Below are 22035 nucleotides of genomic sequence, written 5' to 3'. Positions count from 1 at the left end.
TTATGCGCGGGTTGCGGTGGCAAGCGCCTGTTGCAGGTCGTTCCAAAGATCTTCGGTTTCTTCCAGCCCGATTGAGATGCGGATCAGACGTGGCGAAACGCCGAAATCAACGGCCGAGTTAAATTCGCTGGCTTGATTGATGACCGAAATGGCAGGCATCACCAGGCTCTCAAAACCGCCCCAACTCACACCCATATGGAAATAGTGCAAGGCGTTGCAGAAGGCGGGGATATCGATGTGTTCGGTCACTTCAAACGCAAACAGGCCACTGTAACCGCGCAGCGATGACCAGGGTTTGGGGGACAAACCGGGATGGCACACTGCCGTAATCTGTGGATGGGCACTCAACTTTTGCGCCAGTTCCATGCCGCTTTGGTGATGTTGTTTCATGCGCAGCGGCAGCGTGCGCAGGCCGCGCATCAGCAGTGACGCTTCATGCGCCGACAGTTTGCCGCCGAGGAAGGGGCTGATGTGGCGTGCGATATTGCCAATGTGTTGCTGACTGGCAATCACCAGACCGGCCACGACATCACTGTGTCCGCTGATGTATTTCGATGCCGAATGCACCACGATATCGATGCCGCACAGCAAAGGCTGTTGGAAAATCGGTGACGCCCAGCTGTTATCGATAATCGTCACTGCGCCGGCATCCCGTGCCAGCGTGGCCAATTTATTCAGATCTAACTCGCTCATCACCCAACTCACCGGACTTTCCAGATAGAGCAGGCTGGCGCCCGGCAGTGCAGCGCGAATCGCGGCTTCATCATCACCATCGACGAACTCGGTGGTGATACCGAAACGCTGGCAGAAGCCGCGCAGGAAGCGATAAGTATCGGGATAGACGTGATTGACGCACACCACTTTTGCGCCGGGTTGCAGTACGCTGAGGATGGCATTGCTGATGGCGGCCATACCGCTGCCAAACGCCAGGCAAGCCTCGCCCCCTTCCAGTGCGGCCACTTTTTCCTGCAGTGCCCGAACCGTGGGATTATCGACGCGTGAATAGAGTGGTTGATCGCTTTCGCCGCGGAAGCGGGCAATCATGCTGTCGTAATCACTGAAGGTAAACAGCGATGATTGGTAGATTGGCGGAGTGACCGCGCCTTTTTCATAGCGTAAATCATGAGACAAAAGCGTTTGTTGCGAGAACGGTTTATCGTTTGGCATTGATGACATCCTTCATGTCGCGTTCAGTGATATCGAGAATCTGATGGCAAATGGCGCGCGCGGCTTCGCCATCACGCCGAGAAATGGCATTGAAGAGATCGCGGTGTAACGGGAAGGAGTCGGCAAACAGTGCCTGCTCCGGTGGTGATTCAAAAAAGGCGTGCATGCTGTCGTAAATGCCGTTCAGCATTTGCAGCAGAAGAGGGTTGCCTGAAGCGCGGTAAATGCTGGTGTGAAACGCCCAGTCTTCGGCACCGGCCGAGCCGACCGCCAGATGCACGCGCTCCATTTCTATCAATCGCTGTTCGATTTCCAGCAGGTCTTCGGCGCTTGCACGCTGTGCAGCGAGCACACAGGATTCGGATTCGATAATGCGACGGACCTCCAGTGCGTGCAGCATATTGGCGGAGTCGTTTTTGAATCGCAGCGAGAGGAAGCTGTCGTTGATGCCGACATCTGCCTGCAAAAACGTGCCGCTGCCTTTCTTTCGCAAAATGATGCCCAGTGCCTCCCAGCGTTTTAACGCCTCACGCACGGTGTTGCGGCTCACTCCGAGTTTCTCCGCCAGCTCGCGTTCAGGCGGTAAGCGACTCCCCGGTTGCGCGCCGGATTGCGCCATAAAACGCGTGAGTGCATCAAGAATCAGCGTGTCACTGCGCGGTGTCGTTATCGGTTGAAGCTCAAAAGGGGATTGCATAGCGCTGCCTTAATTGGTCCAACATCTCTACCAATTGCATAGCAAGGCGCGTGCCATTATTTTTATGCCTGATTTAATTGACGTTTCTGGGCAGTAATAAGCAGGAGATCTGAGTTTTGCTGGTGCAAGGAGAAACAATATGCACCGGAATGTCACAGCAAGGATATAAAAAAGGCGCGAATTAACGCGCCCTCTTAATAAGCAGAAGCCAATTAGCTGGCATCAAAAATGACATACAGTTTGCGCATCGTGTTTTCAATGACCCAGGTCCCTTCAGTATTGGCTTCGAAGAAAAAGGAATCACCCGGTTTAAAATTCAGGGTTGCTTCGCCATCAGGGGTAAATGAACCTGTGCCGTTAAGAAAATGCATAATTTCAGCCTGTTTAACTGAGCGACGATAGGAACCTGCTGCACATTCAAATATACCGGTATCGATATCTTCTTTACCGGGAATCACTTTCTGGATACCGGAAAGCGCAATAGTGCCGCTGCCCGGTAAGCCTTCCACGCTGCCCCAGGGTTCCATTGTTTCAATTAAGGCTGGCTGTTCAATTTTTTGCACTTTCATCAGTTGTTTTTCCTGTAAGTAGTGACAAATAGCACTCACCACAACGGCAAAGTGCATTGGGGAATAAACTCAATTCAGATTAAGGGATTGCAGTAAAACCTGAGGGGACTTATTGCCGTGCAAATAACATATTTGAATGATTATTCGCACGGCTTTGGCAGAAACTTTTGGATGACCGGCATACTTCACGCTGCTGGTGAGTGGGCGGTGCACATTCTGCCACGGTCACTCACCTGAGTCGGTTCCTGCAGAACGCCTGACTGCACCTTGCATAAATAAGGGCATTATCGCTCAACTCAGCGTTTGGCAGCATGAACAGGGCTGCGCCACGGTATTGCCTAAGACACGACGCAGGAAATCTTGCGTGCGCGCTTCTTGCGGCCGCAACAGGAGGTTGTCAGCTGGACCTTGTTCTACAATCTGTCCGCTGTGCAGGAAGCAGACGCGATCGGCCACTTCACGAGCGAACTGCATCTCATGGGTGACCACGATCATGGTCATCCCTTCACGGGCGAGATTGCGCATGACCTGCAGCACTTCACCCACTAATTCGGGATCAAGTGCGGAGGTGGGCTCATCAAATAAAATCGCTTTGGGCTGTAGGGCCAGCGTGCGGGCAATCGCCACGCGCTGTTGCTGTCCGCCGGATAACTGGGCTGGCCATGCGTTGATTTTCTCAGCCAGCCCCACCATTGCCAGTAAGTTTTTGGCGCGCTTTTCCGCTACGTTGCGGGATTCACCGTTGACGTGAATCGGACCCTCCATCACGTTTTCCAGCACGCTGCGATGCGGGAAGAGGTTGAAACGCTGAAACACCATGCCAATCTGACGCCGCAGATCGTTAATGCTCTTATGCTTATTGTTGACGCGCTGGCCGAGCACGGTAATGTCGCCGCCTTCATAAGTTTCAAGGCCGTTGATGCAACGCAGAATGGTTGATTTACCTGAACCCGAAGGGCCAATCAGGCAAACCACTTCGCCTTCGCTGACCTTGAAACTCACGCCTTTCAGCACCTCAATGGGGCCGAATTTTTTGTGTACTTCATGAATTTCAATCATCTCAAGCCCCTTTAATTTGACGTTTTTCCAGCTTTTTGGTGAGTGCCAGCAGCGGCAGGCAAAGCACCAGATATAACAGCGCCACCAGCGTATACACCGTGGTGTTATCAAATGTCGAGGCGGCAATCAGTTGACCCTGACGTGTCATTTCCGTCACCGCAATGGTCGAAGCCAGCGCAGAGTCCTTGAGCATCATTACGAGCGTATTGCTGAACGGAGGTAAGGCAACATGGAAAGCCTGAGGCAGCACCACGCGGCGCATGGCTTTGCCATAACTCATACCCATTGATCGCGCGGCTTCAAGCTGCCCGCGATCAACCGATTCAATGCCGGACCGAAATATTTCAGCGATATAAGTGGAAAAGCAAAAGGCGATACCAATCACACTGGCCTGAAACGAAGTAAGGGTGATGCCAATATCCGGGAAGACAAAGTAGATATAAAACAACACCACAATCATCGGCAGACCACGCGTGATGTTAATGATGGTGGCGATCGGCCATGAAATGATTTTCCACGGACACATTTTGGCTGCGGCAAAAATCAACCCCAATGGCGTACTGATGATCAGAGACAAAAGGGTGATATAGATCGTCATTTCAGCCCCTTTCAATAAAAAGGGCAGATACTGGTGGATGCTGCTCCAGTCCATTTTGTTCTCCTGGCTTGTAGTGTCACCCTAAAATCAGGCGATAAATTCATTATAATGAATATCGTTGATAGCAAATTGCTGTCAATCTTTACTCTCATGACAGAGATAGCATTTACTTATTACGCTCATACGAACAAGCTATAGGTGTGATATTTAGTGAAATCAAAGGCTTTATTGTTAATTTGTGAGTTGGCGCATTTTCATTAAATAAATCGTTGACAGCAGGTGTGCAATTTTCATTATAGTGAAAAAGAGCGTTATCCCTTTCATTGCACCCAGGAGTGAGTCATGTCTGCTATTCGTTCCCCGTTGATGATCCTCGGCCTTACGGCTGCGTTGAGTTTCAATGCCAGTGCAGCGATGTTAACCGCGGGTTCACCGCCATCGAGTGCACCCACTACCTTCCTCAATACCCAAACGGGCAAGATTGAGGGTTTTATGCCGGATGTGGCCGCAGAAGTGGCTAAACGTGAGCATTTGGACATCCAATACAGCGCAATCCCTTTTTCCACGCTGATACAATCTGTTATCGCCGGAAAGATTGACATGATAGTGGCGGGAATGACGCCGACTGAAGAGCGCGCAAAACGCATTACGTTCTCACAACCGGTAACGGCTTTTGGCGCGGGATTGATCGTGCGGGATGACAATAAAAAAGCCTATAACTCCTGGCAGGATCTTAAGGGTGAAGTAGTGGGCACCATGGCCGGCACCGATTATACCCAAAGCCTGATGGCCAGCGGCATTGCGAAAGAAGTGAAGGTCTACGACAGCCCTGCGGATATGACGCGAGATTTGTCACTTGGTCGCGTGGCGGCCGGATTAAATGACTATCCGATATTAAAAGCGCAGGAAAAAGCGGGTGGACTAAAAGGCATGCATGTCGTGGACGGCTATAAACCGGAGCATGTTTCCCCAATGGCGTTTGGCGTGAAGAAAGGCAACGATGCGTTAATGGCGCAGATCAATAGCGCATTAACCAGCATGAAAGAGGATGGCACGTTGCAGACGATTAAAACCAAATGGGGCATGCCCTGATTGATGACACCCTTAAGCTCAGCTGACATGGATGCGAATGGAATTCAGCAGATGAAAAAAGAATCGAGCATGAAAGGGGAATTCGGCGCTCAGGAAGCGGATATCGGCTCCCGCGTCAAACGTGTGCGCAAGGCGCGGAATATGACCATCACTGAGCTGGCGCTGCTGGCGAATGTTTCCGCTGGCGCGATCAGTCAGATCGAACGCAATCTGACGAATCCGACGGTGCGTGTGCTGGAACAACTGCGTCTGGTCTTAAAAGTCCCTCTTTCAGCCTTTCTGGAAGAGACCGAAGCTCACACTCATGGTGCTGAGCATTATGTCCGGCGCGCCGCGGAACGCCCGCACTTTAACGTGGGTAAACAGGGAATTTCAAAACAGATGCTTTCCCCCTCGGGCGACCATGATTTGCAGTTCATGTTCATCAATATCCCGGCAGGCGTGCAGTCCGCTGAAATGTTAATGGGGAAGGGGGAAAAAGCAGGCTTAGTGATGGCGGGTGAACTCACGCTGGAGATTGACGGTGACACCGTGCTTTTGACACCCGGTGACAGTTTTCAATTCCAGAGCCATCTACCGCACAACATTTTTAACCGGACGTCCAGTGACGCCACTGTGTTGTGGATCATGCATATTTCCTCTGAGCAACATTTATAAAGGTCAGGATTGAACATTATGCGCATCAACGTGAATACCGTAGCAGACAGTGAAACTTTCCCCAGCGCGGTGGATGTCATCGTCATCGGCGGCGGGATTATCGGCACTTCCGTCAGTTATGAACTGGCAAAGCAGGGCGTTTCCGTGGCGCTGTTTGAAAAAGGCGTGATTGGCGGTGAGCAGTCGGGACGCAACTGGGGCTGGGTCCGCCAGCAGAATCGCGATCTGTATGAGCTGCCGATGGCGATACGCAGTTTGCAGCGTTGGGAAGCGTTGAGCGGTGAAATCGGACTCGATCTTGGCTTTAGCCGCCAGGGAATCACCTACGGCACCCTGAGTGAAGCAGATGTGGCGCGCTGGGAAGCCTGGGGCAAGCAGGCGAAACAAATCGGCTTTGTCAGCCATTTATTGACGGGCAAAGAGACGCGCGAGCGCATTGGTGAACAGGCCCAATGGGTGGGCGGCGTGTGGTCACCGAGCGATGCGCGTGCTGAACCCTCCATGGCCGCTCCGGCCATCGCCACGGGCGCGAAGAATCTGGGTGCTTCGGTGCATCAACAATGCGCGGTGCGTGGATTGGACATCAGTGGCGGGCGCGTCACCGGTGTCTGGACCGAGCGCGGCTTAGTGAAAGCGAACCGGGTGATCTGCTGTGGTGGTGCCTGGAGTTCACGTTTCTGCAAACAGTACGGTGTTGAACTGCCGAGCGCCAATATTTTGGGTACAGCGTTTAAAACCACGGTGGCGCCGGAAGTGATTAAAGGGTGTCTGAGTATCGGCGGATTATGCATTCGCCGTCGTCAGGATGGCAGTTACACCGTGGCACTCTCCGGACGTGGGCAGATCGATCTTGCGCCGCAAAATATCCGCTATGCCACCAAATTTTATCCGATGTATCGCAGCAAAATTGCCAAAAAACTCAAAGTGCGTATCAACGGTTCTTTCTTTAATGGTCCGGAAGCCGCTGGCTCCTGGTCAAATCAGAGCTTATCGCCCTTTGAAAAGATCCGTGTACTCGATCCCGCCGGCGATCCCTCGATTGTGCAGGAAGCGATGCAACTGCTGGTTCAGTTTTACCCGGAACTTGCCGGGATCAAGGTCGATCATGCGTGGGGTGGCTGGATCGACACCACGCCAGATCTGGTGCCCGTGATTGATGAGATGGATACAGTACCGGGCCTGTTTATTGCCTCTGGCTTCAGTGGTCATGGTTTCGGCATCGGTCCTGGAGCGGGCTTATTGTGCGCGCAGATGGTGAATAACCAACCGCTGTTTACGGATGCTGAACCTTATAGTCTGGCGCGCTTTGCCAAAGGCAATGCGATTCGCGAACCGCAGATGATGTAAAAGCCTGACAGATACTGATCGATCGCGGCATCGGTGATGCCATGCGCGGTTAAAAGTGAAAGGCGGCCTTCAGGCCGCCTGGTCATCGCTAATGGGTAATCACCTAAACATCCAGTCGATGAATGACATTCACAAACTCATGCACACCACTGTTTATTTCACGCAGGCTGCGCGATAGCACGCTGATTTTATCTTGCTCAGTCACCACGAACTGTTTCACTTCGCTTAACTGCTGCTCCATTTGCTGAATCAGCATGGCGTTGTGCTCCACGACCTGAGTAATCTTTTTGGTTGCGCTGGAGGTGGACGCCGCCAGACGCCGCACTTCATCCGCTACCACACTAAATCCACGACCCGCTTCACCCGCGCGCGCGGCTTCAATCGCGGCATTTAACGCCAGGATATTGGTTTGTGAGGCAATCAGATTGATGGTTTCCACCACTTCGTTGATGCTTTTGGCCGAGGCATTTAACTGTGTGCCAATATCGGTTGCGGCATTGACTTGCACTGCCACCAGACCGGAGTTGCGGATGGTTTCATCCAGCACTTCGTTGGCGTTATCGGTTATTTGCGAAGTTTGTTCTGAGGTGGTGAGGGCAATATCAGCGACCCGTTTTGCCGCTTCAACCCGCGTGGTGATATCGGACGCAATTTTGATCACCTTGTACACTTTGCCGTCGGCATCAAACACCGGATTGTAGCTCGCCTCCAGCCAGATACGTTCGCCTGCGGCGGTCTTCCGCTCAAAGCGCCCGACAAAGTGTTGTCCCTTAGCGATTTTGCGCCAGAACTCGGGATTCTCACGGTAAAAGTTATCGAAACAGAACAAGCGATGATGCTGACCGACAATCGTTTTCAGCTCGTAACCCATGTGTGTCAGGAAGTTCGCGTTGGCTGTCAGAATATGGCCATCGGGGGTGAATTCAATGACGGCCATGGAGCGGTCGAGTGCGGTGATCACCGCCTCTTTATGCTCGAGTTCTTCATGGCGGGCAGTGATATCACTGGCGACTTTAATCACCTTATAGACTTTGCCCTTGTCATCGCTCACCGGGAAGTACGTTGCGCTCAGGTAGAAACGTTGGCGTTGTTTATTAAAGCGCTCAAAGATGCCGGTGACGGAGTCACCTGAGGCCAGCGTCTGCCAAAAAGCAAAGTACTCCGATGACTGACTGTAAGCCGGGCTGCAGAAAATGCGATGATGTTGTCCCTGAATCTCATGCAGGTTGTAGCCGGTTACCTCAAGAAATTGCGGGTTGGCGCTGAGGATTTCACCGCTGGGCGAAAACTCAATCCATGCCACATGTTGTTTGATTGCATTGATATCTTTGAGTACATCGCCACTTTTATAAAATGGCAGAGAAAGGCTGGATTTCTTCACCCCAAACATGTGTGACCTCAGGCGATATTATGTCATTGAACATAATGCGTGCAGCTTTTGCCGCTCCGCTGAATTTCCTCAGCTGAACACTTTTCTTGCGATGTGCTTCTCTGCGCGTACGCAGGCTGGGTGTATTGAGTTTTAGTTGCCTGATGTTGTGGTAAACGGACCGGTTACGGTCCGCTTTGATAAAGGTAGCTTAATTATCGGCGCGGTTTCCAGAACATTTAATTAAAATGCATGAAAAAGCGTTTCACTTGCCAGGCTGCGGATAAGCAAGGGTTTTCAACCGATCATTTGGTGGTCGCGAGACGATAATGCCAATCACACCCCCCGCGATCAGGGCCAGCGCCACCACCAGTAAACCTGAATGATAGCTATGGGTCATATCCTTGAGTTTTCCCAATACGGGTGGCAATCCCAAACCGACAAAGTTGGCGACCGTATTAATAAAGGCGATAGAGGCGGCGGCCGCCACGCCCGCGAGTTTTTCGGTCGTGACCGCCCAGAAAATCGGCGTCAGCGCAAAGTTGAAACCCACAGTCAGTACCAGCAGCAGATAGGCCATCCAGAGATTTGTCGTAAAAATCGCTGTGGCCAATGCCAGCCCAGAAAGAATCAATGGCAAGCCTAAATGCCAACTGCGCTCGCGTGTTCTGTCGGAATGACGGCCGTTCAGATACATAAATAAGCACGCCATGATGAAAGGTACCGCCGAGAGCAGGCTGATAACGAAATCGCTCTGTTCTGCCGCCATGCTTTTGATAATCAGCGGCATAAACAGGGTGATGCCAATGGATCCAAATGCCTGCAGAAACCACACCAGGCTTAGCAGCAGTACCGTTTTATCTTTCAGCGCACTTAACCAGGAATGATTCTTTCCGATCGCCACGTCAGCATTGTCTTGCTGCAGACGGTCACGCAGCCAGGATTTTTGTTGCGAGTTTAACCACGGAGCCTGCTCAGGCGAGTCGGGCAGGCGCCATAATACCAGGCAACCGAGAATCAGCGCGGGGATGCCTTCCAAAGCAAACAACCAACGCCAACCCGCAATATCTGCGATTCCATGCATGTTTAATATCGCACCCGAGACCGGCAAACCAATAATGGATGCGCTGACCGAACCCATGTAGAAAAACGACATGGCACGAGCGCGATTGCTTTTGGGAAACCAGCATGCAATGTAATAAATAATACCAGGTGCAAAACCCGCCTCGGCCATACCTAATAAAAAACGCATCACATAGAGTTGATTGGCGGTGTGCACCAGTGCCATGCCGGTGCTGACGATGCCCCAGGTGATCATAATGCGCGCTATCCAGCGACGCGCGCCCACTTTGGTCATGATCACATTGCTGGGAATTTCGAAAATAATATAAGAGATATAAAACATCCCGACGCCCAGGCCATACATGCTGGTGGTGAGACCGAGATCGGCATTCATCTGAAGTGCCGCGATAGAGATATTGGTCTTATCGAGATTGGCAACGAAATAACAGATAACGATAAAAGGGATAATTTTACTGTTCAATTGTTTAAGGGTAGAGGTATATAAATCGTTGCTCATCATAACGACCTCGTCATCGGTTTAGCCTTTTTCAGGCAGCAGCCATACTGCCCGCCAGGCATGCAGGTAAATAAGATGGAGTGATTATTTTTATTGTTGGTATGACTAAAAACTGGCGCAGAATTAAATAATGATGTCGGAATCATTGTAGTACAGTGAAAATGGATTGTACTACAATATAGATCACAAAATGAGAGGAAAGGTTAAAGCTTCAAATCCTGATACTTCTATGCCGAAACCTCGCCTGGCCGCTCCATCAAAAAAGATTCGCTAAATCAGAGAATTACTGTGAGCGAGGTTAAAATCCCAAAAATGCCTGCCGTAATCTTCTGTGCGCAAACTGGTATTACCTTCCATAACTGGCTACACCTTAAACGTCCTTGTTATCTCTTTAGCTTCTTTTGCATCTTAGATGCGACCTTGCTGGCTTGCGTAGCTGCGATGTTATTGCGCAAGACTGACCTTTGAATCGCCAGACTTTTTCTGTCTGGCTCATCACGGAGTAGATGATGATAAAACGTCAATCCGCACTCTCCCTTGTCGCGATAGCGACCTTAAGTACTTTGATGGCAACACCCTACGCTAAGGCGTGGGACAGCTTAACCGTCTTTGGCGATAGCCTGAGCGACGGTGGCAATATTGGGCGTTTTACCGCCGACGGGGCGCAGCACCCGCTCTACGATGAAATTTTGGCTGCGCACCTGGGCGAAAATCTGCAGCCTTCAACGTTGGGTGGCAGCAACTATGCACAAGGTGGTGCTGTGGCAGTACCTGCACTGGATCCTGATTTGAATACGCAGGATCAGTTGGCGGCTTATCTGCAATCTACGGGAGGACGCGCTGACAGCAACGGCTTGTATATTCACTGGGTCGGCGCGAACGACATTGCCGCCGCCGTCACCAATCCGCTGACCGCACGTGAAACCATCAGCAACAGTGCAATTTCTGCGGCTTCTCAGGTCAAAACACTACTGGATGCGGGGGCCGGTGCGGTTATCGTGCCGAACGTTCCGCAATTGGGGCTGACGCCCTACATGGTGCAACTCGTGTTGCGAACGTTTGGAACATCAGCCATGGTCGCGGCTTTTCAGTCGCTCGATAACGCGGCAACAACGGATGTTGCTGCCCGTCAACAGGCGGTGAAAGATGCCTTCACCGTCGCCGCCGGACAAATTTCGGGCGACCCCGCAGCGCGTGCATTGCTGGCTCAGCAACTCTATGACGCCTGGCAAACACTCAGTACTCAGGTGACAGCCTTGTCCGATGGCTACAACCAGCAGGAAGAAGCCCAGCTGGCCGCGTTGAAGGGCAATATCGTCCGGGTGGATATCGCTGGACTGTTTAGCGAGGTGGTCGCCAACCCGGGACGTTATGGTTTGACCAACACCATCGGTATTGCCTGTCCGGTAGGCACCTCAGCAGATGAATGCCACTCTTCTGATGCCGGTTTTAGCACCGCACAAGATTATCTGTTTGCCGATCGCTTGCATCCCAGTCCGGCAGTCCACGCCATGCTGGCGGATTATATTCAGTCAATTCTTGATGCCCCGGCGCAGGTGGCGGCTCTGTTGCAATCCACGACGCTGATGGCGCAAGACATGCACAATACGCTGGATGGGCATTTGCAACAGCAGCGACAGCAACCGGCCAGCGCGGGTCAGTTCACGGTGTTTGGCGGTTACGCAGGGCAACACGTCGATTATCAAGGTGATGCCTGGAGCAACGGTGATGCAAACACCACCAATCTCACGTTGGGGATCGGCTATCAGCTGACCGATAACTGGCAAACCGGTTTGCTGTTCTCAAACAGCAATCAGCGCATGAATCCTTCCTCGAACTATGACTATAAGCTGCGCGGTAATCTGGTGGCACTCTACAGTCAGCTTACTTTGTTCGATCAAGGATGGATCAACGCCGATCTCCACTATGCCGATCTCGATTTCGATAGTATCGAGCGCAACATCAACATCGGCCCAGCCACTCGGACTGAACAAGGCAGCAGCAGCGGTAAATTAATGGGCATGCGGGTACAAACCGGCTGGGATTTACCTCTGGGAGCACATATCACCACGGGCCCGGTAGCCAGCTATGCGCTGGATTATGGTCGTGTTGGGGGCTATCAGGAAAATGGCAATAGCAGTACCTCGATGCGCTTCTCTGATCAAACGCTTCATTCGCAGATCGGTTCAGTCGGCTGGCGTATTGATAGCCGGGAGTGGGTGATCAATCCCTGGGCGCAGGTGAGCTATAACCATCAGTTTGGTGACACGGATGCCTCCGTACGCGCGGGTTTGAAATCCACCCAAACCTCGTTTGAACGGACGGTGGAAGCCGGGGATAAGAACTGGCTTGACGTGGCGGTGGGTGCCAATGTGCCGTTGGGCGATACGGTCAATGCCTTTGCTGGGGTGTCCACCGTCGCCAGTAACAGCGATTACCATCAGGTGACCTGGAACGTCGGGGTTAATGCCACATTTTAGGATGATGTGCCAGCAAGTCGGGGCTTGCTGGCGCCGTTTTAGCTTCACTTAACCTTCATAAATAAGAAAATGAAACAGTTACCGGCTTAAGGTATTCGACCGAAATCTTACGTCAGGTGGTCATTTTTTGCGGCCGCGATAAGTAATAATATTCCTACGATTATTCTGTAAAATTTCGCCATACCGCTGCGCTTTCTTTCAGCAATCATGGTCTTGTTGCATCTCATCTATCAATGGGATAGTAAACGCCTCTATTTACACTGGTCCGCATCAACATATTAACTATCAGCTACTTATACTCCATGGGAGCAGTTATTTTCTCTTAATATTTAAGGGGTCCACCATGGTAAATACGTCCAATAACACCTCACCGCAAAATGCCGTCAACGCCTCAACCGGTACCGTTGTGCAGTTAAAAACCATTGATGAATTACGGGCTACTGAACCGACATCCGCCGGGGAAATCGCTTCGGTGCTGGAGTACACCAAAGGCAGCAAAATGGGCGGGGGGGTGTTTGTTTATGACGCCACTGATAGCACCAGTGAAGATGATGGCGGAATTGTTTTTATCACTGCCGGCAAAAAGCGCTGGAAGCGTGTCATACAGGACTACAGCACTGTCACCGTGCTGGATTTTGGTGCGATTGCCGATGGCAAGACCGATTGTATTGCAGCCGTAAAACGCATGTATACCTGGTCGCAGCGCGTGCTGCCCGCAGCCGGCATCCGCTTTACGGCTGGGGTGTTTAGCATGTCCACTTTCGACATCTCAGATAAAGAGATCAACCGTTTTAAAGTCTCGGGTGCCAACGTTAACTTTGGCTACTTCCCAACGACCACGTTGGTATTTAACTGGGATACCCAGCCCAGAGGGCTCCATTTTTTTAAAGTGAATGCGCGCTATGCCGAGATATCGGGGATTGTGGTGAAAGGCATGAGCTCCAATAGCGGTGGAGACGGCGGTACCGCATTTAATAAAGTCGGTTTTTACGCCAACATTATTACCGGCGGGCAGTTTCTACGCGTGAGCAGTATGGAGTTTCGCTATCTGGGCGGGCGAGCGTTGGATCTTATTGATACGCTGGATTGTAAGATTGATCAGTTTTATTCCAGAGGGTGTCAGGATAGCATTGTGTATGCGCGCTGGTCTGACCGTGAAGCAGGTGCCTGGGACCACAGTACGGCCATTGAATTATCCAACTTCAATTTGCAAGAAAATACCCTGAAGCCAGTTTTGGATTTACCGCGCTGCACCCAATCTTTTATTCGTAACGGCTGGATTGAACATTCAGAATTTGCCGGAGATTTAACCAATGGCCAGTGGGTGATTGAGGGGCTGGCAATTGAGTCGACGACTAACCCGCTAAAATTAGGTTATTGTCGCGCGTTGATCATTCAAAAAAGTATTCATAATCAAAGCGCCGGGTTTGATTACAGCACCACAGGTATTGAACCCTGGTCACTGCTGGCGGAAGGTGATCGCGGGCTGATGGAAATATCGGATTGGGGTGCCATCATTCAGGGATCGCTAAACTACGATTACATTACCTCTCAACACCACATGGATAACCGCAGCGATAAAGAGAAATGGTTCTATATTGGCGAATTTAATTTCTCCGATGAAGGCACGCAGATTCACGTACGTGTGGTGGGGACATCGCAAATATTATCGCAAAGCGCCACGCAAACTCAGCACTCTGGACGAACCCCGGAAGGTGTGGCCAATATTTACCTTCAGGCGCGCAATAGTGCCAATACCATTGGCAGCTGGTATGGCGAAGGCTCATGTCCGGTGACCAAAGTGCACATTGAAGGTGGTGCCACTCGCACTAAGCTTTACGTTAAATTGGCGCAATTCACCGGTTTTGCCACCGCGCAGGTGGAAACGAACGGCAAGGATCGGTACAAGGCGGGATTATGTTTTATCTTCCGTAAAAGCTATACCGCCTGTTCTGAAGCCGATGCGCAAAAGTTTGATGCAGCCCCTGTGGTGGCTTTCGAACAGCACTGGATTGGCAATGAAAAGGTGGGGTTTGGCTACAACAACGATAAGGAGTTGCTGTTAAATGGAACGGTTATCACTGGTCAGCCTGAAGAGTACGAACCGGGAAAATGGCGTACCCGGCGTTATTTGAAAGTCCGGGTGAATGGCAACGAATGGAGTATTCCTTTAAATAGTGCAACAGAGCCGTATATCTGAAGAGAAGCCAGCAACGGACGTTGCTGGCGTATTTTTCATCAAAGCATGTTGGATGAGATATACCGAAATAGTCGGAAGTGAGTTGCTTTAAAAATCAACTTCCCCAACGGCTGCGTAAATAATTTACCGCCTGCTGTGTTTGCGGTTGATTAAGGTAGTTTTCGCGGAACAGAATAGTGCCGTTAATTTGTGGCACAGAGTCATTGAGGTCGAGCTGTTTTTTCAGTTCCGGTACACCGCCATTAATGGTCCAGTCTGGTTCCATTTTGGAGGTTTCGCCGACTTTATACAGCGCCACACCGATATAGAGCTTGGTATGCGTGGGTTTCACCACGTTGGCCCACCAGTTAGCGAGCACATCGTAACGTGCAGCCTGGCGTGAAAATGGCCAGTAAATCTGCGGCGCGATGTAATCCAGCAGGCCCATCTGCACCCATTTACGAGTATCCGCGTAGGCTTCATCGTAAGCCGCCGCGCCGCGCGTGTCTGATCCCGCAGGATCGTGTGACAGGTTGCGCCAAACGCCGGCAGGGCTGACACCAAATTCGACATGCGGTTTTAGCTGTTTAATGGTGCGAGAGACTTGCTCAATCAGCTGTTGAGTATTGTGGCGTCGCCAGTCCGCTTTTGAGGCATAGCCCTGACCATACTGGCGAAATGTCGCGCTGTCATTCAGCGTTGAGCCGGGCGATTCCGCGTAGAAATAGTCATCAAACTGCACGCCATCGATATCGTAATGCGCAACGACCTCCGACACGATGCTGGTGATCCAGTCACGGGCATCGGGAATACCCGGATCTAACACAAAGCGGTCACCGGCGGTGCGAATCCAGTCTCGGTGGAGCACAAAAACGCTGGCTGGATGCAGGGAAAGTGTGCTGTTGAGTTCTGCCACCGTCGAGGGTTTCACATTGGTGGAAACGCGATAAGGGTTAAACCACGCATGCACTTTGATACCGCGTTTGTGCGCTTCATCCAGCATAAACTGTAGCGGATCGTAACCGGGATCTTCCCCAATCTTTCCGGTCATCATATCTGACCAGGGCAAAATTTTAGAGCGCCACAGCGCCGTGCCGTCCGGTTTCACCTGGAAGAAGACGGTATTAATGCCAAGACTTTTGAGTTTATCCAGCTTATCGGTCAGGGCCTTTTGTTGCTGGGTGATGCGATTTGCCGGGCTGGCATTCACTGAGGCTATGGGGGGCCAGTCAAGACGCGACACCGTGGTGAGCCACACACCTCGCACCGGTTCTGCGCTGACAGCGGGCTGAACAGGATGCGGTTTCGGCGTCACTGTCGGGAATGGGGTGACCAGTGATTTAGGCGGCTCGGAACTGCAGCTGGCTAAAAGCAGTGCAGCCAATAGCGTGGCCATTTTTTTCACGGGAGTCATACGGGGAAAACGCGCGGAACAGGCTATGATAAACTCCATTTTTTTCAATTTACTGTTCGAAGAGCCTCATTCTCTTCTCATCAGCTTTAAAGTCAATAAGAGCCCTCGGTAACGTTGTTATGCCATCCATGACGAACGCTGCCCACGGATCTCACTAAAAACAGGAATACACTGCCATGACATATGAAGACCTTTACCGCCGCATCGCGATGATTGTTTTCAGCTGTGGACCGCAAGGTGCGCGCGAATTAATCGTAAAAGCTGAACTGTTTGCCGATGACGAGGGCGGTGAATACCAGTTCGATTATCTGGATGAAAACGGCGAGCCAGACTGGTTTGAACCGGATGCACAGGCGATTGGCGATTTAACTGAAGCATTGAAAGATTTCCAACACTACTTCGTTGAGCACGATATGACCGAAGGCAAGCCGGTGTGGAATAAATGCGTTGTGGTGATTAACGTGCCGGAAGAGTCGATCAGTATCGATGTGCAATATGAGTAAGGCTTCCGGGCATCCTTGCCCGGAAATCTCTGGCGTTATGAACGCACTGCCACTAACGCCTCGCGCTCGCGCAAAGCGCGTTTACGATGCACGATGCGGCTGGTGATCAATACCGCTAAGGTGAGTAAACCGGTGGCGATGATTTCTGAGCGATGCGCCGGCATAAACAACATTGAGATCAGTACACCCACGATAAACACCATGGTCGCCCAGGTTAAGCCTGGGAACAGCCACATGCGATAACTTAAGGTCTCACCCCGCGCCTCGCGCTTTTTGCGCAACACCAGATGCGAAGCCGCTATCACCAGATAAACCAGCAACGCAATCGCCCCTGAACTGGCCAGCAGGAACTCAAATACCGCTGCGGGTGCCAGATAATTGGCAATCACCGCGAGAAATGCAGCGGCAGTTGAGGCGATGACTGCAACCCAGGGGGTACCGCTGCGTGTGGTTTTTGATGCAGCGGCAGGGGCATCCTGACGACGGGAAAGCGAATACAGCATGCGTGAAGCCGTGTAGAGCGCAGAGTTAAGACAGCTGCACACCGCGATCAACACCACCACATCGACGATTTGACGTGCGTAAGGAATATTCATCATCTCCATTGCCGTTTGATACGAACCGGCTTTCATCAGCGATGGGGTATTCCACGGCACCAGTGCAATCACGATGAATATCGACAGCAGGTAAAACAACGCAATACGCCAGATGACGGAGTTGGTGGCCTGCGTAATCTGCTTTTTCGGTTCACGTGATTCGGCTGCAGCGATGGTGACAATCTCTGTTCCCATAAAGGAGAACATGGTGGTCAGAATGGCGGCGAGTACGGCACCGATTCCGTTTGGCATAAAGCCGTGCGTGTCATAGAGGTGAGAAATGCCTTGTGTGCTGCTACCCGGCATCAGGCCAAAGATAGCCAGACTGCCGACAATCAGGAAGGCGACAATAGCGACCACTTTCAACAGAGCAAACCAGAATTCGAACTCACCGTAATTTTTTACGCTGAACAGGTTGCTGACCGTCAGGAACGTGGTGATCGCCAGAGTATATTCCCACACGGCAATCTGCGGGAACCAACTGTGTAATATCGTGCCTGCAGCATTGGCCTCAAGCGGAATGACCAACACCCAAAACCACCAGTAGAGCCAGCCAATGGTGAATCCAGCCCAGCGCCCCAGTGATTTATCTGCATAGGTGGAGAAAGAGCCGGAGTCCGGTGAGGCAACGGCCATTTCCGCTAACATGCGCATAATCAGCACCACTAGCGCACCGGCTGCGATGTAGGCCAGTAACACGGCGGGCCCCGCTTCAGCGATGGCGTGACCGGAACCGACAAACAGACCGGCGCCAATCACCCCGGCAATGGATAACATGCGGACATGACGCGGCTTTAAGCCTTGCGCGAGCGCATCGGCATTCTGTGAACTCATTGTTTTCTCCAGATTGTCTCTCGGGCTGTAACGTTGCACAGCCTGGCTGCAGCAGGTGAATAGCCAGCCCGCACGCGAGCTGGCTAAGCTGAGGGCCTATGAATCCTGATGTGCGCTCAGCACGTTGCTGAGAATCTCCAGCGCCTGGCTGAATTGCGCATCCGGAATAGTGAGCGGATAGAGGAAGCGAATCACGTTGCCTTGTGGACCACAGGTCAACAACAGTAAACCGCGCGCCATGGCGTGTTGCTGGATGGCCTGAGCGGTCTGCGCCTCGGCAAATTCCACCGCGACCATTGAACCCAATGCGCGAATATCGGTGATCGCGGAGCAGTGACGACGTGCCTCATTGAGGAATTCGACCAGTTTTGCACCCAGCTTCACTGAGCGGTCACACAGTTGTTCCTCGGCAATAATATCCAGCACCGCATGCGCAGCGGCAATGGCCAGCGGGTTTCCGGCGTAAGTGCCACCCAGACCACCAGGACCTGGCGCATCCATGATCTCTGCACGACCACTCACCGCAGACAGCGGCATGCCGCCCGCCAGACTTTTCGCCATGGTGATCAGGTCAGGTTTGACGGCGTAATGGTCCATGGCAAACAGTTTGCCGGTGCGACCAAAGCCGGTTTGCACTTCGTCGGCAATCAGCAGAATGCCGTGTTGATCAGCCAGCTGGCGCAGGCGAACTAGGAATTCAGCAGGGGCAATATGGAAGCCGCCTTCACCTTGCACCGGTTCCAGCACAATGGCCGCCACGTCTTGCGGCGCAATGTCCTGAGTGAAAATGTCCTGCAGGCTTGCCATCGCATCATCAACGCTAATGCCGGTCACGCTGTTGGGATAGCGAGCGTGCCACACGGAGGCGGGCATCGGGCCAAAGTCGCGCTTATACGGGGCCACTTTGCCGGTCATCGCCATCGTCATAAACGTACGACCATGGAACGCGTTACCGAAAGTGATAATGCCGTGACGGCGTGTGGCGGCGCGCGCAACTTTAACGGCATTCTCTACCGCTTCAGCACCGGTTGAGAAAAAGGCGGTTTTGGCTTTACCGGCGATGGGCACCACGCTGTTGATGCGCTCTGCCAGGCCGACATAGCTCTCGTAAGGCGTCACCTGGAATGCGGTATGGGTGAATTTTTCTAACTGTTCCGCGATGGCTTTCACAATGCGCGGATGACGGTGGCCGGTGTTGAGCACCGCGATACCACCGGCGAAATCAATCCAGCTATTGCCTTCGACGTCACGCAACGTGGCATTCTCTGCCTGATCGACATACCACTGGCAAAGATTACCGGTGCCACGTGGGAGTGCGTCATCTTTGCGTTGTTGCAGCTGGCTGTTTTTACCTTCCATAACCTTTCCTTAGCGATAAGCGTCTTTACAAATCACGACAAACACGCTTATTTATCCCTGCGCTAAGGTTTGTTGCCAGAGCCACTTTTACAGAAAAGGATGGAGCCAATTGCGGAGTTTGTACGCCGATCATGTATTAGAACGTTTGCAGTTTATGCCGGAAGGGACGTTGCAGCAGCGTCTGTTGGCGTGTATGCAGGCGGCGATTGCTGAGGGGATTTTTCCACGCGCCACGCGATTACCGGCCACGCGCGATATGGCACGGGAATTATCGGTGTCACGTAATACCGTACTTAACGTTTATGAAAATTTGATGTCACAAGGCTATGTTACCGCGCGCACCGGCAGCGGAACCTGGATCGCCGAAACACTGCCTGAAGGCTGTTTAAACAGCCCGCGTGGCGATGACCTGACGCTGCCGCTCAGCGCGAAAGCGGCGGCGATTTCTAAACGCGGTGCATCGCTGTTGGGCCATGCCAACGCCTCGCCTTATCAATGGGGCGCGTTTGTGCCAGGCGCGCCGGATGTCACGCAGTTCCCGCACAAACTATTTAGTCAGATTCAGGCGCGATTAAATCGCGAGCCCGATATCGATCGGCTGATTTACAGCAGCAATGGCGGCTGCCCGCAATTGCGACAGGCGCTGGCGGACTATCTCAGCGTGGCCCGTTCGGTGCGTGCGGATGCGGATCAAATCATCATTACCGAAGGCATCCATCAGGCGGTTGATCTGGTCACGCGCGTACTCTGCGATCCGGGGGATACCGCGTGGATTGAAGAACCTGGCTATTGGGGAACACGTAATCTTTTACGCATCAATGGGTTGAAAATTCAGGCCATGCCGGTCGACGATCAGGGCATTATTCCTGACTTACCGCCCCGCAGTCGGGCGCCAAAAGTGATATTTGTGACACCGTCACACCAATACCCATTGGGCGTTCATCTCAGCCTTGAAAGACGTAAGCAGTTGCTGGATTTGGCCAGCAAACATAAAACCTGGTTGGTAGAGGATGACTACGACAGTGAGTTTCGCTTCGCGGGGCAGCCTTTTCCCTCGCTGCAAGGTTTTGAACCCGATGCGCCGGTAATTTACATGGGCACGTTCAGCAAAACGCTCTATCCGGCACTGCGACTGGGTTATCTGGTGGTGCCAAAAGCGCTGGCTCAACCCCTGCGCGTTGCGGCGGCGGAACTCTATCGTGGCGGGCATCTGCTGGTGCAGCGAGCGCTGGCGGAGTTTATCCAGAAAGGGCATTACATGGCGCACATTCGTCGTATGCGCAAACTCTACAGTCAGCGTCGTCGCTTCTTAGCCGGTCTGATTGAGCGCTATCTTGGCGCTGATTTTATGCCTCGCGTCAATCATGAGGCGGGTTTGCATCTGGTGATTAACCTGCCTGCGGGATGTGATGATGTGGCGATCACCGCTCTGGCGCTGCGACGCGGCGTGAAGGTCAGGCCTTTATCGCAATATTATATGCATCAACAGGAGCGGCGCGGCTTGCTGCTGGGCTATGCCTGCGTGGATGAGCGTCAGTGTCAGGATGCATTTGGCGTGCTGAAGGCTTGTTTGGTGGAGAGCGGAGTTATCGCGCGTTCGTAGGCCGGTCCGCTGGTAAAAACGGTGATGGGCGGCCCGCAGGCCGCACCCTTGCAGGACTAAGCGATGCTGTTTAAACGCTGCACGACATCGTGACTCAACACAAGATCGCCACTGGCGAGATTCTGCTGGAGATGTTCTGGTGATGATGTGCCGGGAATCAACAGAATGTTCGGCGAACGTTGAAGTAACCAGGCCAGTGCGACCTGCAATGTAGTGGCATTCAACTCCTCGGCTACTGCGGTAAGCTGCCCGGATTGCAGCGGGGAGAAACCACCCAATGGGAAGAACGGCACATAAGGAATGCCTTGTGCAGCCAGTTGATCGACCAAGGCTTCATCCTGTCGATTCGCCAGGTTGTAAAGGTTCTGCACGCAGGCGATGGGCGTCATTTTCTGCGCATCGGACACTTGTTTGGCCGTCACGTTGCTCAGACCGATATGCTTAACCAGGCCGCACTCTTTAAGCTTGATCATCGCTTCGACCTGCGGTTCCAGTGAGCCTTCAGCTGGTGCATGCACGTCGAGCATCGAGCGCAGGTTCACGACTTCCATCACCTCGAGACCCAGATTACGCAGGTTATCTTCCACCGCTTGCGTCAACTCATCGGGCGAAAAAGCGGGCAACCAGCCTCCTTTCGCATCGCGGCGGGCTCCGACTTTAGTGACGATCACCAGGTCATCGGAATAAGGATGCAGGGCTCTCTTAATCAGTTGGTTGGTAATGTGCGGGCCGTAAAAGTCGCTGGTATCGATATGATTTACGCCTGCAGCGACAGCATCACGTAGCACCTGTAATGCTCGATTCTCATCGGCTGGCGGCCCGAATACGCCTTTGCCCGCCAGCTGCATAGCGCCATAACCGAGGCGTTTAACCTGACGATCACCCAAAGTATAGGTATTTGCGTTGTGAGACATGGAAAACCTCCTTCGTCGA

At 52.4% G+C, this 22035-nt stretch carries 18 protein-coding genes; 7 read left to right on the top strand and 11 right to left on the bottom strand.

What is annotated here, in order from left to right:
• The 5 genes from VI01_RS12450 to VI01_RS12430 form a co-directional block, all read right to left on the bottom strand.
• Nucleotides 1–1167 (bottom strand): PLP-dependent transferase, encoded by a 1167-nt coding sequence (locus tag VI01_RS12450; protein WP_045815372.1) that lies wholly within the window; start codon nt 1165–1167, stop codon nt 1–3.
• Nucleotides 1154–1864, bottom strand: coding sequence for a FadR/GntR family transcriptional regulator (locus VI01_RS12445; RefSeq protein WP_045815371.1), 711 nt, complete (start codon nt 1862–1864; stop codon nt 1154–1156). Before VI01_RS12445 ends, VI01_RS12450 begins: the two co-directional genes overlap by 14 nt.
• 212 nt (nt 1865–2076) lie before the next feature.
• A complete protein-coding gene (locus VI01_RS12440; protein WP_045815471.1) occupies nt 2077–2433 on the bottom strand; it encodes a cupin domain-containing protein in 357 nt (118 codons plus the stop codon).
• 291 nt (nt 2434–2724) lie between these two features.
• Nucleotides 2725–3492 carry an amino acid ABC transporter ATP-binding protein gene (locus VI01_RS12435; RefSeq protein WP_045815370.1) on the bottom strand — a complete coding sequence of 256 codons (768 nt, stop codon included), beginning with the start codon at nt 3490–3492 and terminating at the stop codon, nt 2725–2727.
• 1 nt (nt 3493) lies between these two features.
• Nucleotides 3494–4144 (bottom strand): amino acid ABC transporter permease, encoded by a 651-nt coding sequence (locus VI01_RS12430; RefSeq protein ID WP_045815369.1) that lies wholly within the window; start codon nt 4142–4144, stop codon nt 3494–3496.
• A gap of 288 nt (nt 4145–4432) precedes the next feature.
• Here VI01_RS12430 and VI01_RS12425 point away from each other — a divergent pair, with 288 nt between their 5' ends.
• The 3 genes from VI01_RS12425 to VI01_RS12415 are packed head-to-tail and all read left to right on the top strand — an operon-like array spanning nt 4433 to nt 7186.
• Nucleotides 4433–5182, top strand: a complete 750-nt coding sequence (locus VI01_RS12425) for a transporter substrate-binding domain-containing protein (protein WP_045815368.1) — start codon at nt 4433–4435, stop codon at nt 5180–5182.
• Nucleotides 5183–5233: 51 nt separating this feature from the next.
• Entirely contained in the window at nt 5234–5839 is a 606-nt protein-coding gene (locus VI01_RS12420) for a helix-turn-helix domain-containing protein (RefSeq protein ID WP_045815367.1), read from the top strand.
• A gap of 18 nt (nt 5840–5857) precedes the next feature.
• Nucleotides 5858–7186: an FAD-binding oxidoreductase gene (locus VI01_RS12415; protein WP_045815366.1), complete on the top strand. Its 1329-nt coding sequence runs from the start codon at nt 5858–5860 to the stop codon at nt 7184–7186.
• A 103-nt stretch (nt 7187–7289) separates the two neighbouring features.
• Here the strand turns inward: VI01_RS12415 and VI01_RS12410 are convergent, their stop codons facing one another.
• Both VI01_RS12410 and VI01_RS12405 read right to left on the bottom strand, forming a co-directional pair.
• The gene (locus VI01_RS12410; protein WP_045815365.1) at nt 7290–8576 is read right to left on the bottom strand and encodes a PAS domain-containing methyl-accepting chemotaxis protein; all 1287 of its coding nucleotides are present in this window, start codon (nt 8574–8576) and stop codon (nt 7290–7292) included.
• A gap of 244 nt (nt 8577–8820) precedes the next feature.
• The gene (locus VI01_RS12405) at nt 8821–10134 is read right to left on the bottom strand and encodes an MFS transporter (protein ID WP_045815470.1); all 1314 of its coding nucleotides are present in this window, start codon (nt 10132–10134) and stop codon (nt 8821–8823) included.
• A gap of 509 nt (nt 10135–10643) precedes the next feature.
• Here VI01_RS12405 and VI01_RS12400 point away from each other — a divergent pair.
• A complete protein-coding gene (locus tag VI01_RS12400; protein WP_045815364.1) occupies nt 10644–12614 on the top strand; it encodes an autotransporter domain-containing esterase in 1971 nt (656 codons plus the stop codon).
• Nucleotides 12615–12957: 343 nt separating this feature from the next.
• Entirely contained in the window at nt 12958–14814 is a 1857-nt protein-coding gene (locus tag VI01_RS12395; protein WP_045815363.1) for a hypothetical protein, read from the top strand.
• Nucleotides 14815–14908: 94 nt separating this feature from the next.
• Here the strand turns inward: VI01_RS12395 and VI01_RS12390 are convergent, their stop codons facing one another.
• Nucleotides 14909–16246: a glycoside hydrolase family 10 protein gene (locus tag VI01_RS12390; protein WP_045815362.1), complete on the bottom strand. Its 1338-nt coding sequence runs from the start codon at nt 16244–16246 to the stop codon at nt 14909–14911.
• Between the two features lie 137 nt (nt 16247–16383).
• Between VI01_RS12390 and VI01_RS12385 the strand changes: the two genes are divergently transcribed.
• Nucleotides 16384–16710: a hypothetical protein gene (locus VI01_RS12385; protein ID WP_045815361.1), complete on the top strand. Its 327-nt coding sequence runs from the start codon at nt 16384–16386 to the stop codon at nt 16708–16710.
• 35 nt (nt 16711–16745) lie between these two features.
• On the opposite strand, the gene gabP is transcribed toward VI01_RS12385, so the two are convergent.
• The gene (gene gabP, locus VI01_RS12380; RefSeq protein WP_045815360.1) at nt 16746–18140 is read right to left on the bottom strand and encodes a GABA permease; all 1395 of its coding nucleotides are present in this window, start codon (nt 18138–18140) and stop codon (nt 16746–16748) included.
• Between the two features lie 96 nt (nt 18141–18236).
• Nucleotides 18237–19499 (bottom strand): 4-aminobutyrate--2-oxoglutarate transaminase, encoded by a 1263-nt coding sequence (gene gabT / locus VI01_RS12375; protein ID WP_045815359.1) that lies wholly within the window; start codon nt 19497–19499, stop codon nt 18237–18239.
• A gap of 109 nt (nt 19500–19608) precedes the next feature.
• Here gabT and VI01_RS12370 point away from each other — a divergent pair, with 109 nt between their 5' ends.
• Nucleotides 19609–21102 (top strand): PLP-dependent aminotransferase family protein, encoded by a 1494-nt coding sequence (locus VI01_RS12370; RefSeq protein ID WP_045815358.1) that lies wholly within the window; start codon nt 19609–19611, stop codon nt 21100–21102.
• Nucleotides 21103–21158: 56 nt separating this feature from the next.
• Here VI01_RS12370 and VI01_RS12365 read toward each other — a convergent pair whose 3' ends face one another.
• Complete coding sequence (locus VI01_RS12365) at nt 21159–22016, bottom strand: aldo/keto reductase family oxidoreductase (protein ID WP_045815357.1); 858 nt, start codon at nt 22014–22016, stop codon at nt 21159–21161.
• Between the last annotated feature and the right edge of the window lie 19 nt (nt 22017–22035).

The organism is Pantoea sp. SM3 (genome assembly GCF_000963995.1).
Taxonomy (GTDB): Bacteria; Pseudomonadota; Gammaproteobacteria; order Enterobacterales; family Enterobacteriaceae; genus Pantoea; species Pantoea rwandensis_B.
Note: the sequence above shows the minus strand (reverse complement) of the source record. Positions and strands in the feature narration are given on the sequence as shown.

Excerpts from the sequence above, each read along its gene's own strand:
- VI01_RS12365 (WP_045815357.1), bottom strand. The coding sequence starts at position 22,016 with ATGTCTCACAACGCAAATACCTATACTTTGGGTGATCGTCAGGTTAAA.
- VI01_RS12400 (WP_045815364.1), top strand. The coding sequence starts at position 10,644 with ATGATAAAACGTCAATCCGCACTCTCCCTTGTCGCGATAGCGACCTTA.
- VI01_RS12440 (WP_045815471.1), bottom strand. The coding sequence starts at position 2,433 with ATGAAAGTGCAAAAAATTGAACAGCCAGCCTTAATTGAAACAATGGAA.
- VI01_RS12425 (WP_045815368.1), top strand. The coding sequence starts at position 4,433 with ATGTCTGCTATTCGTTCCCCGTTGATGATCCTCGGCCTTACGGCTGCG.
- VI01_RS12405 (WP_045815470.1), bottom strand. The coding sequence starts at position 10,134 with ATGAGCAACGATTTATATACCTCTACCCTTAAACAATTGAACAGTAAA.
- VI01_RS12445 (WP_045815371.1), bottom strand. The coding sequence starts at position 1,864 with ATGCAATCCCCTTTTGAGCTTCAACCGATAACGACACCGCGCAGTGAC.
- VI01_RS12395 (WP_045815363.1), top strand. The coding sequence starts at position 12,958 with ATGGTAAATACGTCCAATAACACCTCACCGCAAAATGCCGTCAACGCC.
- VI01_RS12390 (WP_045815362.1), bottom strand. The coding sequence starts at position 16,246 with ATGGAGTTTATCATAGCCTGTTCCGCGCGTTTTCCCCGTATGACTCCC.
- VI01_RS12415 (WP_045815366.1), top strand. The coding sequence starts at position 5,858 with ATGCGCATCAACGTGAATACCGTAGCAGACAGTGAAACTTTCCCCAGC.
- VI01_RS12430 (WP_045815369.1), bottom strand. The coding sequence starts at position 4,144 with ATGGACTGGAGCAGCATCCACCAGTATCTGCCCTTTTTATTGAAAGGG.
- VI01_RS12450 (WP_045815372.1), bottom strand. The coding sequence starts at position 1,167 with ATGCCAAACGATAAACCGTTCTCGCAACAAACGCTTTTGTCTCATGAT.
- VI01_RS12385 (WP_045815361.1), top strand. The coding sequence starts at position 16,384 with ATGACATATGAAGACCTTTACCGCCGCATCGCGATGATTGTTTTCAGC.
- gabP (WP_045815360.1), bottom strand. The coding sequence starts at position 18,140 with ATGAGTTCACAGAATGCCGATGCGCTCGCGCAAGGCTTAAAGCCGCGT.
- VI01_RS12420 (WP_045815367.1), top strand. The coding sequence starts at position 5,234 with ATGAAAAAAGAATCGAGCATGAAAGGGGAATTCGGCGCTCAGGAAGCG.
- gabT (WP_045815359.1), bottom strand. The coding sequence starts at position 19,499 with ATGGAAGGTAAAAACAGCCAGCTGCAACAACGCAAAGATGACGCACTC.
- VI01_RS12435 (WP_045815370.1), bottom strand. The coding sequence starts at position 3,492 with ATGATTGAAATTCATGAAGTACACAAAAAATTCGGCCCCATTGAGGTG.
- VI01_RS12410 (WP_045815365.1), bottom strand. The coding sequence starts at position 8,576 with ATGTTTGGGGTGAAGAAATCCAGCCTTTCTCTGCCATTTTATAAAAGT.